The organism is Pseudomonas extremaustralis (assembly GCF_900102035.1).
Classification (GTDB): Bacteria; Pseudomonadota; Gammaproteobacteria; order Pseudomonadales; family Pseudomonadaceae; genus Aquipseudomonas; species Aquipseudomonas extremaustralis.
This window is the reverse complement of the sequence record NZ_LT629689.1, coordinates 5,810,299-5,824,214: the sequence shown is the minus strand read 5'-3', so window position 1 is coordinate 5,824,214 and position 13,916 is coordinate 5,810,299. Positions and strand designations below refer to the sequence as shown.

The following is a 13,916-nucleotide window of genomic DNA, read 5'->3' as shown; positions in this document are numbered from 1 at the left end:
TCGGCTGGTGGACGGGAGAACGCTCCCCTACAAGCTGCATTTACGCCAAGACGGTGAATGGATAGAAGCACGCGAAAGCACACCACATCACTTGCCAGGCTTTTGCCCGGAACGGCACATCAATTATGATGGTACGTTCTGTCTGTTTTACGCGGGCGCCAATCCGCTTCCTGTCTCAGACGAGCCGTCCGCTCGTGCCTGGCTTGAGACAATCTACAAATACCTAAAGCTTCAAGAGCGCGCTCGCACTCTGCGCAGATGGCCGAATGGTTCCGCGTGGGCACACGGCGACGCAGCTCGACATCAACTGCGAGCGCAGAAGGCTGCGAGCGCAATCAGTGGCAAAATCGCTAACGATCTTGCGGTAAATCAGCTAGGGCTCAAGCGCAGAAAGTCCAAAGAGCGACCTATCTTGGATGTGATCTCCGGAACAGTGCCTTTGTTTAGCGTGTGGGAAAAGTCCCGGCGGGTAATCAACCAAAAAAGGCGCTGCTTCTGCGGCCTGTATGGACGCCGCCGTCCTAAACGAATTCGACGCTGCCATGACCATGCAAAGCAGGCTACCGAACTGGCTTTCGCATTGCGGGACTGGGAAGAGGCTGAGCGGCAATATTGGGACTCCATGCACGGCAAGCCTTGCTGTGGTTCCTGCGATAGCTGCCCACTCAGCCCATAAGTCCCGGTGTAATTCGGGCTGGTCCCCAGGCGAGTCGGCATCTGGACTAGCAGCCCGCCGCTCATACCGGGGACGTTTCGTCTGATCAGGCAACTGGCAGGAGCAACAACAGGATCTTAACCCTGAGCAGTCGAAGGCCATGATGACCGGCCGGTACCCCGTTTTTAGTACTTGGCAGAAGTAACGGCCAGGCCACGGGGGCCTACCTCAAGATGCTCCTAAAAGAGAAAATAAATTAATGTACGCCAGGGCTTCCAGCCCCTCCCCTTCGAACATAACATCACGTCACGTTACAAACCTAAGCCAGGTGCCCATGCCTATGAAAACTAGCAATCGCGTTGTGATCGAGGTTGATCCTGCCCAAAAGCAGCAGATCTACGCCGCACTCAAGGCGCGTGGGTTGACCATGCGTGAGTGGTTTCTGCAGCAGGTGAGTCAGGAGCTTTCCATTCCGCAGCCCACCCCACCCTCCAGTCAGTCGAGCAACGATTAAGTATTTCTCAGGGAGTCGAGCAGATGCTCAAGACAGTCAAGCAGGCATGCACATTCAACCCCATCATTCGCGACTACCCAACTAGGCGAAGAGGAAGCCATCAAGCCCTACTGGGTCAATGGCCCTCGCGCGGTCGATCAGGCTGGCTGGAAGAAAATTATCGGGGACAAACCGACCCTGATCATGCTCGATGAGTTGCCGCCCTACCTTGAAAACGCGAGCACTACTGTCATCGGCGGCGGTACGCTGGCTACCGTGAGCACCTACACACTCAGCTGCCTGATGAGCGCCGCTCTGGAGTTACCGCGTTGCTGCATTGTGATTGCCAACCTATCCGGCAGCTATGTGGCTCAGACCAAGGCAATTGCCGAAGCAATCTCTAACCTCCAGCAAGAAGCCAGTCGCCAAGCGAGCACCATCACCCCCGTGCAGTTGGCGGGTACCTGTTCATCCCTAGCGCCTCTCCGCCTTGATGCTGGCAGATTCAGTCTGGCCTCGCGGTTCGACCTACCGAAATATCGGCGGTTACATTGTCCCCAGAGCTTCAGACCCGGCTGTTACCGGCCACGCCTGTCTGGGTAGGGAACGAGTGGTGGAACAGTCGGTTCCGTCGGGCGTTAACCTGCGGAACAGAAACCCATGCGACTTTCAGGTCGCACTGCCGAAATGGTGAGTCGGCCGCGGGAACTGCCCCCGCAGCCGCTCGCAGAACCGTACGTGACACTCTCGCGTCATACGGCTCCCGTTATCCAACCTTGCTGCCCGGTCACTCGCCAGTGATGAAACAGCCGGGGTACCACAGTCCGCATCTTGTCCAGCCATTGGCTAATGCGCCGCTTGCGCCTATGAAGGGCCTTGTATTTTCGTCGGGCCCAGCGTTCAAGCGCGCGGTCAATGTGCTGGAAGATGCCAAGCATGGCTGTCCGATAGAACGAGCCATAGTATTGCCACCACCCCTGTATCACTGGATTGTAGAGCCGAGCCACGTCGACCAGCGTCACGTGGGTTTGGCGATTGAGTCGCCACCTGCGTACCGCTTGCCGCATCCGCTTTAAGGCATCCGCACTCGCTCCCGGAAGGAAGCTCGTGAAGAGCTGGTCTTGTTTGCTGAGCGCCTTCCTCGGCCTAAAGGTGAAGCCGAGGAAGGTAAAGCTCACATGCGGATAACCTGCGCGACGGTTACTGTCCTTGCAGTACACGACTTTCGATTTCTCCGGGTGCATCGTCAAGCCACAGGCAGCCAGCCGTGAAGCAATGGAGCGCATCACGTACTCCGCTTGCTTTCGACTGCGGCAGTGCACCACCGCATCATCGGCGTAGCGGGCAAACGGGCAGTTGGGGCTGGTACGTTGCATCCAGGTGTCGAAGGCATAGTGCATGAACAGATTCATCAGGAGGGGACTGAGCACTCCACCTTGCGGGGTGCCGCGTTCGCGTGGGACGCGCATGCCGTCATCCGTTTCGAACGGCGCAACCAGCCACCGCTCGATGTACAGAAGTATCCAGTCCTCCTTGATGTGCAGGCGCACCGCCTTCATCAGCAACCCATGATTGATCTGATCGAAGGCTGCCTTGATATCAAACTCCACCACCCAGTCGTATCGCCAGCAGCGCTCACGCGTGATCGCCACCGCCTGCTTCGCTGATCGTCCCGGCCGGTACCCATAGGAGTCCGAGTGGAAGATCGAGTCCAGCTCCGGCTCGATGAGAAGCTTGACCACGGTTTGCGCGACACGATCACCAACCGTGGGCACTCCCAGCTTGCGCGTGCCTCCCGATGCCTTGGGAATTTCTACTTGCTTGACCGGAGGCGGGAAGTACGACCCCGACGACATCCGATTCCACAGCTTGTAGAGATTCTTAGACAGATCCCGCTCGAAATCGGCGATGGTTTCATCGTCGATGCCGGCAGCACCGCGGTTGGCCCTGACCTGCTGGTAGGCGTCCCATACCGTGCGTTTCGCTATGTCATAAGGTTTCGCCGAGCTCACGCCACTCATCCCCGGAGGTTGGCAACGCTCGTCGGCCGGATAACGCCGCCCCTTCGCTCCACCTCCATTACAGAGGCTTCATCGCTACTACGGGAAGCTCCGCCCCTCGTTCCAGCATCGGTATTCTTCCTCATGGTGTTGGCCATTTGTCATTTTCCTTCGCATCTGGAACAAGGTTCTCACGTTCCGTACCAAAGCCTGTATGAAGATCATGCCGCCTATACACCGGCTGCCATCGGGTCCGTAAGCAGGTAACGCCCCGACTTGTCCTGAAGCCAGTACTCCACCTCAGTTTCGGCAGCACCTTGGGCATAACGATGCGTCATCGGACGGTTTGCTTTCGCTCATCTTCTCCATACTCACCTGCCATCCTCAGGGATGACTTTTCCTCGGTCGCTCACCACCACACCTTTTGGATGCAGCAGCACCGGGTGGTTTGAAGTCCGCTCCTGCAAGCCGACTTCGGAAGGCCTACTTCCATCTTCGGCACAGCAGCACAGGTCATCTGACCTGTGTTCGTGACACACAATACTGGTTTCCCTTCTTGGTCTGGTGCATTTCCGGGTCGCGCTTGCCGTCCTTGTTCTTGGTCGAACTGGGCGCATTGATCAGCGTTGCATCGACGATGGTGCCCTGGCGCAGCGACAGGCCGCGGTCGCCCAGAGCCATTGATGACAGCGAGGATGCCGGCCGCCAGCTCGTGTTTCTCCAGCAAGCGGCGGAAGTTGAGAATGGTGGTTTCGTCGGGGATGCGCTCCAGGTTCAGCCCGGCAAACTGGCGCAGGATCGTGGTTTCGTACAGCGCTTCCTCCATCGCTGGATCGCTGTAGCCGAACCAGTTCTGCAGCAGATGCACACGCAGCATCGCCATCAACGGGTAGGCCGGACGGCCACCTTCACCCTTCGGATAATGTGGCTCGATCAAAGCAATCAAGCCCTTCCACGGCACCACCCGATCCATCTCGATCAGGAACAACTCCTTGCGGGTTTGCTTGCGCTTGCCAGCGTACTCGGCGTCGGCGAAGGTCATCTGCTTCATCGGGAAACTCGGTGGGTGGAATCCGGGTATTTTGCCAAAATCTGGAAGTCTTCTTCAGAGTTTCCCTAGTGTGCGCTCTCTTGCTTGGATGGCATTACGTTCTGGCCCAACGTTACTGTAGCGAATCCGCAGCAGTATCAATCAAAGCCTCCTGTATCCCGCGTGAAGAAAGACGCTACGTTGCGCCCGTTCTTCCACGGCTTCGCTTGCCGCCCCGCTACGGCAGATTCGAAGTATTCATCGAAATGTCATCCTTTAGAAACAGTGCGTTAACAAGGAATTTCTACCCTTTGCATCGCGAACCGCAATTGTGCGGCCAGCAATATTGCGAAAGGTGATCAAATGACGCCCCATCCGATACAGGACGCCGTGCTGCGGGTCGACCGGTTGAGCGTCGTCTATCCAGGCGGCGTGACAGCCCTACGCGATACCTCGATTGCATTTCGGCGTGGTGAGTTCACCGTGCTGCTTGGTCTCTCGGGCGCAGGCAAGTCGACCTTGCTCCGTAGTCTCAATCGACTCGTCACGCCCACTGGCGGCAGTGTCACCAGCGAACTCGGTGAACTCGGCAGCGGCTCGGCCTTGCGTCAGCATCGTCGGCGTACCGCCATGATCTTTCAGCACCACCAGCTAATCGAACGTCAAAGCGCACTGGCTAATGTGCTTACCGGTCGGCTGGCCTTTCACAACACGCTCCGCTCGCTGTTTCCTCTGCCGCGTGCCGATCAGGAGATTGCGCTCAGTTGCCTCGCTCGGGTCGGTCTGGCAGACAAGGCGCTAAGCCGGGTGGACAAACTGTCCGGTGGCCAGCAGCAGCGGGTAGGCATCGCGCGTGCGCTAGCGCAACAGCCGGCGATCATTCTGGCCGATGAGCCGGTAGCCAGTCTCGACCCGGCCACTTCGGTCCGTGTTCTCGGATTGCTGCGCGACATCTGCAAGGAAGACGGCATCACCGCCATCGTTTCGCTGCATCAACTCGAATATGCCCGCCGCTTCGCCGATCGCGTCGTCGGGCTGGCCGATTCTCAGATCGTTTTCGATGCCGCGCCCTCGGAACTCACCGATGCGCAGCTTGAGCGCATCTATGCAGGCCGCTCTACGACTCAGCCAGCGAATGCTCCGGCTGAACCACCTGTCATGCTCGAACCTTCACTGGAGATGTCCCGATGAAACGCTTATCCGCGCTCTTATTGACTTGCTTGCTGTCCGCTGTTTCAAGTTTGTCCGCCCTAGCGGCCGATGCCGATCCGGATGTGCTAAAGGTTGCCCTGCTGCCGGACGAAAACGCCTCCGAGCTGATCAAGCGTAACCAGCCGCTGAAGGATTATCTGGAAGAGCATCTGGACAAGAAGGTGCAGCTGATCGTAACCACCGACTATTCCTCGATGATTGAGGCGATGCGCTTTGGCCGTATCGACCTGGCGTATTTCGGTCCGCTGTCCTACGTCATGGCCAAAAGCAAAAGCGACATCGAGCCCTTCGCTGCCATGGTCATCGACGGCAAGCCGACCTATCGCTCGGTGATTATCGCCAATGTGGCGTCAGGCGTGAATGAGTATGCCGACCTTAAGGGCAAGAAGATGGCCTATGGTGACCGGGCATCGACGTCCAGCCATTTGATTCCCAAAGCCGTGCTTCTTGAGACGGCCGGTTTGACGGGTGGGCAGGACTACGAACAACATTTTGTGGGCACGCATGACGCCGTTGCCGTCAACGTGGCGAACGGCAACGCCGATGCGGGTGGGCTGTCGGAGGTAATTTTCAATCACGCAGTCGAACGTGGCCTAATCGATCCGAGCAAGGTGAAAGTACTTGGTTACAGCGGCGAATACCCCCAGTACCCCTGGGCGATGCGCTCGAACCTGAGCCCCGAGCTGAAAACCAAGGTGCGGGATGTATTCGTCGGTATCGACGATCCCGAAGTGCTGCGCAACTTCAAGGCCGAGGCCTTCGCGCCAATCACCGACGCCGACTACGATGTGATCCGCAACATGGGATCGCTGCTCGGCCTCGACTTCGCCACGATGTGAGCACCGATATGTCTACTCATTACGACGTGCAGGCGCTGCCTGCAGAGCAACGCGAGCACATCCTTCGAGGCTTCGGCCTCGGTTGGTGGCGCCAGCTGGGGCAGGTGGCGATTGTATTCGGAGTGGTGCTGTTGGCCTGCTGGTACGTGGGGCTGCTCGATGCCACCACGCTGCTGAACGGGCTGCCCTCCATCGCGACCCTGGCAGGCGAGGCCATGCCGCCAGACTTTTCGGGCTATCGAAGCTGGATTCGCCCCTTGATCGACACCTTGGCGATGAGCATCGCCGGTACGGCCATCGCAGTGGTGTTCTCGCTGGTGGTGGCCTTCGTTGCAGCGCGCAATACGGCGCCGCACCCCCTTGTGTTCGGTGTTGCCCGGGTGCTGCTCAATGCCCTGCGGTCGGTGCCGGAGCTGATCATGGGCATCATCTTCGTTGCAGCCGTAGGGTTCGGCGCCTTGCCGGGCGTGCTTGCCCTGGGTCTGCATTCGGTCGGCATGGTCGGCAAGTTCTTCGCCGAGGCCATCGAGCACGTCGACGAAGCGCCGGTGGAAGCCGCTCGGGCGGCGGGGGCTACGCCGATGCAAGTGCTGCTGCACGCGGTTTTGCCACAGGTGACGCCGCAGTTCGCCGACGTGGCGATCTACCGCTGGGAATACAACTTTCGCGCCTCCACCGTGATGGGCATGGTTGGCGCCGGCGGTATCGGCTTCGAACTCATGGGCTCGCTGCGCATCATGCAGTACCAGGAGGTTGCAGCAATCCTGCTGGTCATCCTGGCCATGGTCACGCTAGTAGACGCCTTCAGTGGCGTGCTGCGCAAACGTTTCAAATAGGACAAACCATGCTGCCGAAACTCGTTATAACTCACCGAGTACACGATGAGATCCTGCAACTGCTGGCGCCACATTGCGAGCTGATGACCAACCAGACCGACAGCACGCTGCCGCGCGAGGAAATTCTGCGCCGCTGCCGCGATGCTCAGGCGATGATGGCGTTCATGCCCGATCGGGTCGATGCAGACTTTCTTCAAGCCTGCCCTGAGCTGCGTGTAGTCGGCTGCGCGCTCAAGGGCTTCGACAATTTCGATGTGGACGCCTGTACTGCCCGCGGGGTCTGGCTGACCTTCGTGCCTGATCTGTTGACGGTCCCGACTGCCGAGCTGGCGATCGGACTGGCGGTGGGGCTGGGGCGGCATCTGCGGGCAGCAGATGCGTTCGTCCGCTCTGGCAAGTTCCAGGGCTGGCAACCACAGTTCTACGGCACGGGGCTGGATAACGCTACGGTCGGCATCCTTGGCATGGGCGCCATCGGACTGGCCATGGCTGATCGCTTGCAGGGATGGGGCGCGACCCTGCAGTACCACGAGGCGAAGGCTCTGGATACACAAACCGAGCAACGGCTCGGCCTGCGCCGGGTGGCGTGCAGCGAACTCTTCGCCAGCTCGGACTTCATCCTGCTGGCGCTTCCCTTGAATGCCGATACCCAGCATCTGGTCAACGCCGAGCTGCTTGCCCTCGTACGGCCGGGCGCTCTGCTTGTAAACCCCTGTCGTGGTTCGGTAGTGGATGAAGCCGCCGTGCTCGCGGCGCTTGAGCGAGGCCAGCTCGGCGGGTATGCGGCGGATGTATTCGAAATGGAAGACTGGGCTCGCGCGGACCGGCCGCGGCTGATCGATCCTGCGCTGCTCGCGCATCCGAATACGCTGTTCACTCCGCACATAGGGTCGGCAGTGCGCGCGGTGCGCCTGGAGATTGAACGTTGTGCAGCGCAGAACATCATCCAGGCATTGGCAGGTGCGCGCCCAATCAACGCTGCGAACCGTCTGCCCAAGGCCGAGCCTGCCGCATGTTGAATCCGGTCTGGCTGAAGAGCCTGGTAGCGATCGTTCAAACAGGCAGTTTTCAGAGCGCGGCGAGGGCGTTGGGGCTGGCCCAGCCGACGGTGTCGCAGCACTTGCAGAAGCTTGAAGAGCAGGTCGGCGTAACGCTGGTGCAGCGCAGTCGTAGCGGCTGCCAGCCTACCACACGGGCGCTGGCCTTCATGCCGCATGCGACCGCCTTGCTCGACATGCACGCCCGGGCGCTAGAAGCCCTGCATGGCAATCGTGAGCGCGTCGGGGCCAGCTCCAACATCGGCACCTACCTTCTCCTGCCATTCGTGCGCAACTATCTGACGACCGCAAATGAGAGGGGCGAGGTGGATCTGCGCATCGCCGCCAACCCGGATGTGGCCGACCAGCTACTGGCGGGCCAGCTCGACGCCGCGATCATGGAATGGTGGCTACCTCACCCCGACTTCGAACACCGCCTCTGGCGGGTCGAGCCGCTGGTGCTTATCGTCAGCCCCGACCATGCGCTGGCTGAAGCAGGGTGCATAGAACGTGATCGTCTGGTGGACCTGCCGATGCTGGGAGGTGAACCGGGTAGCGGTACCGGACGGCTTCTGACCGAATACTTTGGCGAACTGGGCGTGCCTCGCAGCGGTATGCAGCTAGGCAGCACCGAGGCAGTCAAACAAGCAGTGAGGGCGGGACTCGGCGTGTCGTTGGTGATGGCTTCCGCAGTACAAGACGAAGTTCGCAGTGGCGCGCTGGTAGCTCTTCCCATCCCGGGGCTTGAAAAGCGTCTCCAACTGATCTGGCGCAAACCTCCCGGAAATCTGCACCCGCCGGGATTTGTGCGGCACTTATTGGAGGAGGCAGATCTAGCTGGATAAGGTGATGGATGGTTGCGATCCAGCGCTTGGCTTGTCAGCCTAGGGAAACTCTGAAAAAGACTTTCTGATTTGGCAAAATACCGCGACCCCACCCACCGAGTTTCCCGATGAAGCAGATGACCTTCGCCGACGCCGAGTACGCTGGCAAGCGCAAGCAAACCCGCAAGGAGTTGTTCCTGATCGAGATGGATCGGGTGGTGCCGTGGAAGGGCTTGATTGCTTTGATCGAGCCACATTATCCGAAGGGTGAAGGTGGCCGTCCGGCCTACCCGTTGATGGCGATGCTGCGTGTGCATCTGCTGCAGAACTGGTTCGGCTACAGCGATCCAGCGATGGAGGAAGCGCTGTACGAAACCACGATCCTGCGCCAGTTTGCCGGGCTGAACCTGGAGCGCATCCCCGACGAAACCACCAGGTGTCAGTTGGTCGAGATTGGGCGAGGAAGTCATGCCGCTGATTGTGCCAGAGCAGGCGATCAGCGCAGATAAAGCGATGGGCTAATGGCCGGCGCTACAGCACTGTGATCGCACCGGCTGCACCAACCCGCTGCCAAGGTAAACCGAGCACCAAAGCCTGAAGCTGCTCGGTGTCGAGTTCAACTTCCGAGCCGCGGTGGATGCCTGGCCAGTGAAACTTGCCCTGGTTCAATCGCCGCGCGGCCAGCCAGATCCCTACACCGTCATGCACCAACACTTTCATGCGGTTGGCGCGGCGGTTGGCGAACAGATAAGCACAGTGCGGCTTCGCCGCACCGAATACCTCCACTACACGGGCCAATGCGGTCTCGGTGCCGGCGCGCATGTCCATCGGCTCAGTGGCAAGCCAGATGCTATCGATGCGGATCACGGGGCAAGCCCCCGGACAAAGCGGGCGCAGCCGTCAGGATCGGACACTGGCCATTTCACTGTGACTGACTGCTCGCCAAGCGATAGCTCAATAATCACCGATGCTGCAGTCGGCCGTTTGGGCGTAGCCCTCAATGGAACGAACGCCGGCAACGCCGCGGGTAGCTGATCTCGGTAAAGCGGTAGCCATTTTCGAATGACGTTGGCGTTGATGCCATGGCGGATGGCAACGCTGGAGACGGTCGCACCCGGTTGTAGGCATTCCTGAACGACCTGGACCTTGAACGGTTCGGGGTAAGAGCTTCGTTGGCGCATGGAAATCCTAACGTTAAGGACGAACGCGTCCGCTTAAAAATACGCGGACACCATCGCCCTTAATGCTGGAGTTCGGAAGGTGACTTGGCTGGACGCTTACCCAAGATCGCAGATTGCAGGTCATTATTCACGGGACGACCATTACGCAGTAAAGCCGGTGCACCCTCAGCCCATGCTATGCAGTCAGGACCACTAGGCGTGACGGGGGCGTAAACCACGCCCAGCACTGGCGTTGCGTTATGCAGCAATCCGATAGAAATGGCAGAGCCCGGCCGACGATTGAGGAAGTCGCCTGTTCCATCATTGGGGTCAACAACCCAACTAAATGGGTGGCCTGATAGCTCGCAGCCCGTTTCTTCTCCGACAAAATCGCAATTAAGGATGTGCTTCAGTCGCTGTCGCAGAAGTACCTCGATTTCAACATCGACGTCTGCCTTAAAGCCACTGCCCCTTGGGCCGTCTGGTCTATTAAGCTCTGACTCAATAAGTAGGCCTGCTTCGTAAGCAAGCTGCATGACGGGTTCAAGAAGATCGCTCAGCCGCAGTCCTGTCATCAGCTCTTTTCCCAGTAGTTACCCTTGCTGACCAAGCCAAAATCCTCAGAGGAAAATGGCTGCTCATCATCGAACATGCCATTGACCATACACTCCCGACGCAATCCACTCAGCACCCTGAAAAAGCAGGGCTCGCAGAGATGCACCCGATAGTGCTTTCCGTCATGCTGTGATCCATATCCCCATTGGGCTTCAAGCTTGCCGTATTGAAGGCCATAGCCAGGGATACGAGTTCCAGAGCGGCACACGTCGCAGATCACATCCTCAACGACATCGACCAATGCCTGCGACCTAACCTCCATACGCACCTCACGATTACGTTCCACGCGGCACCGGCCGGTTATGGATTCATGCACACCGGCATCATTCGAGCAGCCTCGACTGGCTGAGCATCAGAAACAAGCCAGTAGCTGCTGCCGGTAATGCTGGGAAAAGCTGACCTGGTAAGCGGGCTCATTTGCAAAGCCACCCAGCGAAATGATGTTCGTAGCCTGCGACCCAATACCAGGTTCTGCGCCACCTAACCCAGCATCGCCGATACCCTTGACATGGCCCGAAGCACCCATCGGTTCAGGCCTTGAGTCTGGATTAAATCCAGGCATCTGCACATCTCTCAAAACGGCCAGGTCATCCGGCAAGTCATCTGCAATTCGCTCCGCAAAGCCCTGAAGCTTCGGTTCTGCCAGCATGAATAGCCAAGCCTGGTCATCCGATTCACCTGTGCGTCGCAGTACCCGTCCCAGCACTTGCCGGTAATGCAGTTCGGTGCGGATACGGCTGAGATAGCAGCACACTTGCAGGCGTGGAATGTCGGTGCCTTCGCTGATCATTCCTACGGCGACAATCCAGCGGCAGGTGTTGCTGCGGAATGCATTGATCACTTGCTGCGCATCCGGGGTTTTGTTGGTCACGATACGGCACTCTTCACCCATTGTTTCCAGAGCCTGGGCTATTTGCTGAGCGTGTTCGATGTCGGTAGCCACCACCAAGCCGGCGGCATCAGGCTTGATCTGGCGTAGCTCGTTGAGCTTGCTGTAGCCAAGGTCGAGGATTGGATTGATCACGTCGTCATGGCGCAGCAGTTCCTCATAGGTGACAGGTGACTCCCCCAAAAGCTTGGCGATGCTGGGAAACAGCCTGACGGAGCTATCCGCGCCAAGTTCTTCAGTGAGTTTCACCTTCTGATTATCGAGCAACACAATGCGAGGGGATCGGCACACGCCGTCGGCAATGGCGTCTTTCAAGCCATAGCGGTAATCGCAGATCAAATGCCCTTCGGGCGACGAATAGCGAGCCAAGGCAATGGCCTTGTCGTCCGAACGCCAGGGCGTGCCAGACAGGGCCAACGTGAAGACAGCGCGATCCTGTATCCGGTGCAGTATCTGCTGCCCCCAGGCATTGCTGAGGAGCGGATCGTGGCCGGCGCAATGGTGGATTTCATCGAAGACCACAAGCACCCGGTAGTCATCAAGAAGCTGCCAGAATCCCTCATCACGGTATTCCATGGCCTGATAGGTATAGGCCGCCCCCACGGCACCCATCTGGCCATCGAGACGTCTGCCTAGCACTTCCGAAAAAGTCGAACGAAAACCCTCCACGACCTGGCAGGACGGCGCAAAGCACAGCACCAGGTCAATTCTGTCCTGCTGAAGCAGTCGGCTGGTCAGCTCCGCGGCCATGCGCGTCTTCCCGGCTCCCGGCGTTGCCTGGCAGAAGAAGTGCTGCGTGACGGTAAGGTGCTCCAACGCCTTGGTGATGCAGCTGTTCTGCCAGCTGCGTAGCGATCTGCTCATCGTGGCGCTGCGAGCGTTTTGAGGGTCTTTTCTATGGCGCGTAAATGGCCCAGAAGGCGAGAACTGCGATCCCTGGCCTCCAGGTAATCGCCTTCAACCTTGTCGCGCAAATGCGGCATCTCGTCCAGAAGCAGCTTGAATCGCTCTGCCTCGCCCATTGAAGTGAGAAAGTCCAAGCGGATTTCCTTGTGGAGCGCCTCCAACTGCAAATCCGTATTGGCCGGCAAAGCCTCCACGTCGCGTACCGCCGTGTCTGGTTCGGGCACTCCGGCAGCCATAAGGCTGCTCTCAAAACCGTTGTCGATCAGTTCCAGTTGTAGGTGTGCCGGAATCGGCTGCAGGTGGTAGACCTGTCCTCGGACACGACGGTCCTCGTCCAGTGCAACCCAGCCCGCGCGCACTAGTCGACGGATCTGCTCATACACATAGCGTCGCACATCGGCGATACGGAAATGTGTGCCATTCAGGCGAGCAGCATAGGCATCGCGCAGTTCACGGGTCGTAAAGGTTGTACGCCCTGGCTCCTGAAGCAGCTCATACAGACGCCTGTCGAAGATAAACGAGGCCGATTTCATTGAGGCACCAGAAGAGTTAGCGCGAAAGAAATGCGGATTATAATCCGTGGCCTGTGCGTCCGCAAACGCACGATAGTGCCGCCTCAAGTTGAATTGAGACGGTCATGGATAAGTTGGCGAAAGCGTTAGGGGAACGCATCCGAGTGCAGAGGAAGGCCTGCCGGATTTCCCAGGATGCACTGGCGCTGGCGTGCAATATCGACCGCAGCTACGTAGGGCGGATCGAACGTGGCGAGGTCAACATCACCGTCGAGAAGCTGTATCGCATCGCAAGCGTGCTTGCATGCGATCCATGCGGCCTACTGCCTCAGGCGTCAGAGCTTTAGCCCACCTGATCGACGCTGGCGCTCAAGAAGGCTTGAAATTGCATTAATGCTGTCGGCCCTAACCTCATTATCCAGACTACTAGCTAGAACATTCCCCGACGCTTGTGATGCTGTCGAGGAGGCGTAAATCTATCAATGATGTAGCCGAACCCGGCGTGACTTGTTCTGACGCTCAGCTAGTTCCAGTTCTCTCACGCGCGCCCATAGCTGGAGGTTCTGTGTAAGCGCTCGATCACGCTGCGAACTGACCATCGCCAGCTCTTTTTCTAAAAACAAAACTTTATCTGCTAAACGTTTAATGCTTTTACCACTTGATGAGCCGCAGCCCTTGTCAGCCTCAGCACGACAAGCCTCGATCTTTGCGAGTAATGGCAAATGTGTTTTGCGAGACTTTTTCAGATAACCACGGTCAAATCCAGCCTCATGACTGACGATGCTCGCGGTAAGTTTGGATAGGTCTAGCCCTACATGCTCGGGCATAAAAGGCTTCCCATCGAGAAGGCGCTGCAAAGCTTCCTGACAGGCACCAACCCCCTTGCTTATTCCTTCACCAGACTTCAT

At 58.4% G+C, this 13,916-nt stretch carries 16 protein-coding genes and 2 pseudogenes; 9 read left to right on the top strand and 9 right to left on the bottom strand.

Annotated features, from left to right (window positions below; translation table 11 throughout):
* Window positions 1-7: 7 nt before the first annotated feature.
* On the top strand, window positions 8-676 hold the full coding sequence (locus BLR63_RS32495) for an E2 domain-associated cysteine-rich protein (RefSeq protein WP_367613747.1): 669 nt from the start codon (window positions 8-10) through the stop codon (window positions 674-676).
* Between the two features lie 319 nt (window positions 677-995).
* Window positions 996-1,169, top strand: a complete 174-nt coding sequence (locus BLR63_RS31590) for a hypothetical protein (RefSeq protein WP_016712140.1) — start codon at window positions 996-998, stop codon at window positions 1,167-1,169.
* Window positions 1,170-1,900: 731 nt separating this feature from the next.
* Here BLR63_RS31590 and ltrA read toward each other — a convergent pair.
* Entirely contained in the window at window positions 1,901-3,169 is a 1,269-nt protein-coding gene (gene ltrA, locus BLR63_RS26855) for a group II intron reverse transcriptase/maturase (RefSeq protein WP_010562502.1), read from the bottom strand.
* Window positions 3,170-3,688: 519 nt separating this feature from the next.
* A pseudogene (locus BLR63_RS26850) lies at window positions 3,689-4,199 on the bottom strand (IS5-like element ISPst7 family transposase); the annotation flags it as partial.
* Between the two features lie 342 nt (window positions 4,200-4,541).
* On the opposite strand from BLR63_RS26850, the gene phnC reads away from it, so the two are divergent.
* The 6 genes and pseudogenes from phnC to BLR63_RS26820 all read left to right on the top strand — a co-directional run.
* The gene (phnC, locus tag BLR63_RS26845) at window positions 4,542-5,369 is read left to right on the top strand and encodes a phosphonate ABC transporter ATP-binding protein (protein WP_003118432.1); all 828 of its coding nucleotides are present in this window, start codon (window positions 4,542-4,544) and stop codon (window positions 5,367-5,369) included.
* Window positions 5,366-6,229 (top strand): phosphate/phosphite/phosphonate ABC transporter substrate-binding protein, encoded by an 864-nt coding sequence (gene phnD, locus BLR63_RS26840; RefSeq protein WP_010562501.1) that lies wholly within the window; start codon window positions 5,366-5,368, stop codon window positions 6,227-6,229. The genes phnC and phnD overlap by 4 nt, the downstream gene beginning before the upstream one ends.
* Window positions 6,230-6,237: 8 nt before the next feature.
* Window positions 6,238-7,065 (top strand): phosphonate ABC transporter, permease protein PhnE, encoded by an 828-nt coding sequence (phnE, locus tag BLR63_RS26835; RefSeq protein ID WP_010466252.1) that lies wholly within the window; start codon window positions 6,238-6,240, stop codon window positions 7,063-7,065.
* 8 nt (window positions 7,066-7,073) lie between these two features.
* Complete coding sequence (ptxD, locus tag BLR63_RS26830; protein ID WP_003127732.1) at window positions 7,074-8,084, top strand: phosphonate dehydrogenase PtxD; 1,011 nt, start codon at window positions 7,074-7,076, stop codon at window positions 8,082-8,084.
* Complete coding sequence (locus BLR63_RS26825) at window positions 8,078-8,947, top strand: LysR family transcriptional regulator (protein ID WP_003127731.1); 870 nt, start codon at window positions 8,078-8,080, stop codon at window positions 8,945-8,947. Before ptxD ends, BLR63_RS26825 begins: the two co-directional genes overlap by 7 nt.
* A gap of 107 nt (window positions 8,948-9,054) precedes the next feature.
* Window positions 9,055-9,360: pseudogene (locus BLR63_RS26820) on the top strand (IS5/IS1182 family transposase); the annotation flags it as partial.
* A 97-nt stretch (window positions 9,361-9,457) separates the two neighbouring features.
* On the opposite strand, the gene tnpB reads toward BLR63_RS26820, so the two are convergent.
* The 6 genes from tnpB to BLR63_RS26790 form a co-directional block, all read right to left on the bottom strand.
* The gene (gene tnpB, locus BLR63_RS32035) at window positions 9,458-9,793 is read right to left on the bottom strand and encodes an IS66 family insertion sequence element accessory protein TnpB (RefSeq protein WP_010562499.1); all 336 of its coding nucleotides are present in this window, start codon (window positions 9,791-9,793) and stop codon (window positions 9,458-9,460) included.
* Complete coding sequence (tnpA, locus tag BLR63_RS32490; protein WP_010562498.1) at window positions 9,790-10,107, bottom strand: IS66-like element accessory protein TnpA; 318 nt, start codon at window positions 10,105-10,107, stop codon at window positions 9,790-9,792. Before tnpA ends, tnpB begins: the two co-directional genes overlap by 4 nt.
* A gap of 59 nt (window positions 10,108-10,166) precedes the next feature.
* Window positions 10,167-10,661, bottom strand: coding sequence for an inositol monophosphatase family protein (locus BLR63_RS26805; protein WP_017340928.1), 495 nt, complete (start codon window positions 10,659-10,661; stop codon window positions 10,167-10,169).
* Window positions 10,661-10,963 (bottom strand): hypothetical protein, encoded by a 303-nt coding sequence (locus tag BLR63_RS26800; protein ID WP_003298444.1) that lies wholly within the window; start codon window positions 10,961-10,963, stop codon window positions 10,661-10,663. Before BLR63_RS26800 ends, BLR63_RS26805 begins: the two co-directional genes overlap by 1 nt.
* A 90-nt stretch (window positions 10,964-11,053) precedes the next feature.
* Complete coding sequence (locus BLR63_RS26795) at window positions 11,054-12,454, bottom strand: DEAD/DEAH box helicase (RefSeq protein WP_003127305.1); 1,401 nt, start codon at window positions 12,452-12,454, stop codon at window positions 11,054-11,056.
* A complete protein-coding gene (locus tag BLR63_RS26790) occupies window positions 12,451-13,029 on the bottom strand; it encodes a hypothetical protein (protein ID WP_003127304.1) in 579 nt (192 codons plus the stop codon). Before BLR63_RS26790 ends, BLR63_RS26795 begins: the two co-directional genes overlap by 4 nt.
* 104 nt (window positions 13,030-13,133) lie before the next feature.
* On the opposite strand from BLR63_RS26790, the gene BLR63_RS26785 reads away from it, so the two are divergent.
* Window positions 13,134-13,355 carry a helix-turn-helix domain-containing protein gene (locus BLR63_RS26785; RefSeq protein WP_010562496.1) on the top strand — a complete coding sequence of 74 codons (222 nt, stop codon included), beginning with the start codon at window positions 13,134-13,136 and terminating at the stop codon, window positions 13,353-13,355.
* A gap of 132 nt (window positions 13,356-13,487) precedes the next feature.
* Here the strand turns inward: BLR63_RS26785 and BLR63_RS26780 are convergent, their stop codons facing one another.
* Window positions 13,488-13,916 (bottom strand): hypothetical protein, encoded by a 429-nt coding sequence (locus tag BLR63_RS26780; protein ID WP_010562495.1) that lies wholly within the window; start codon window positions 13,914-13,916, stop codon window positions 13,488-13,490.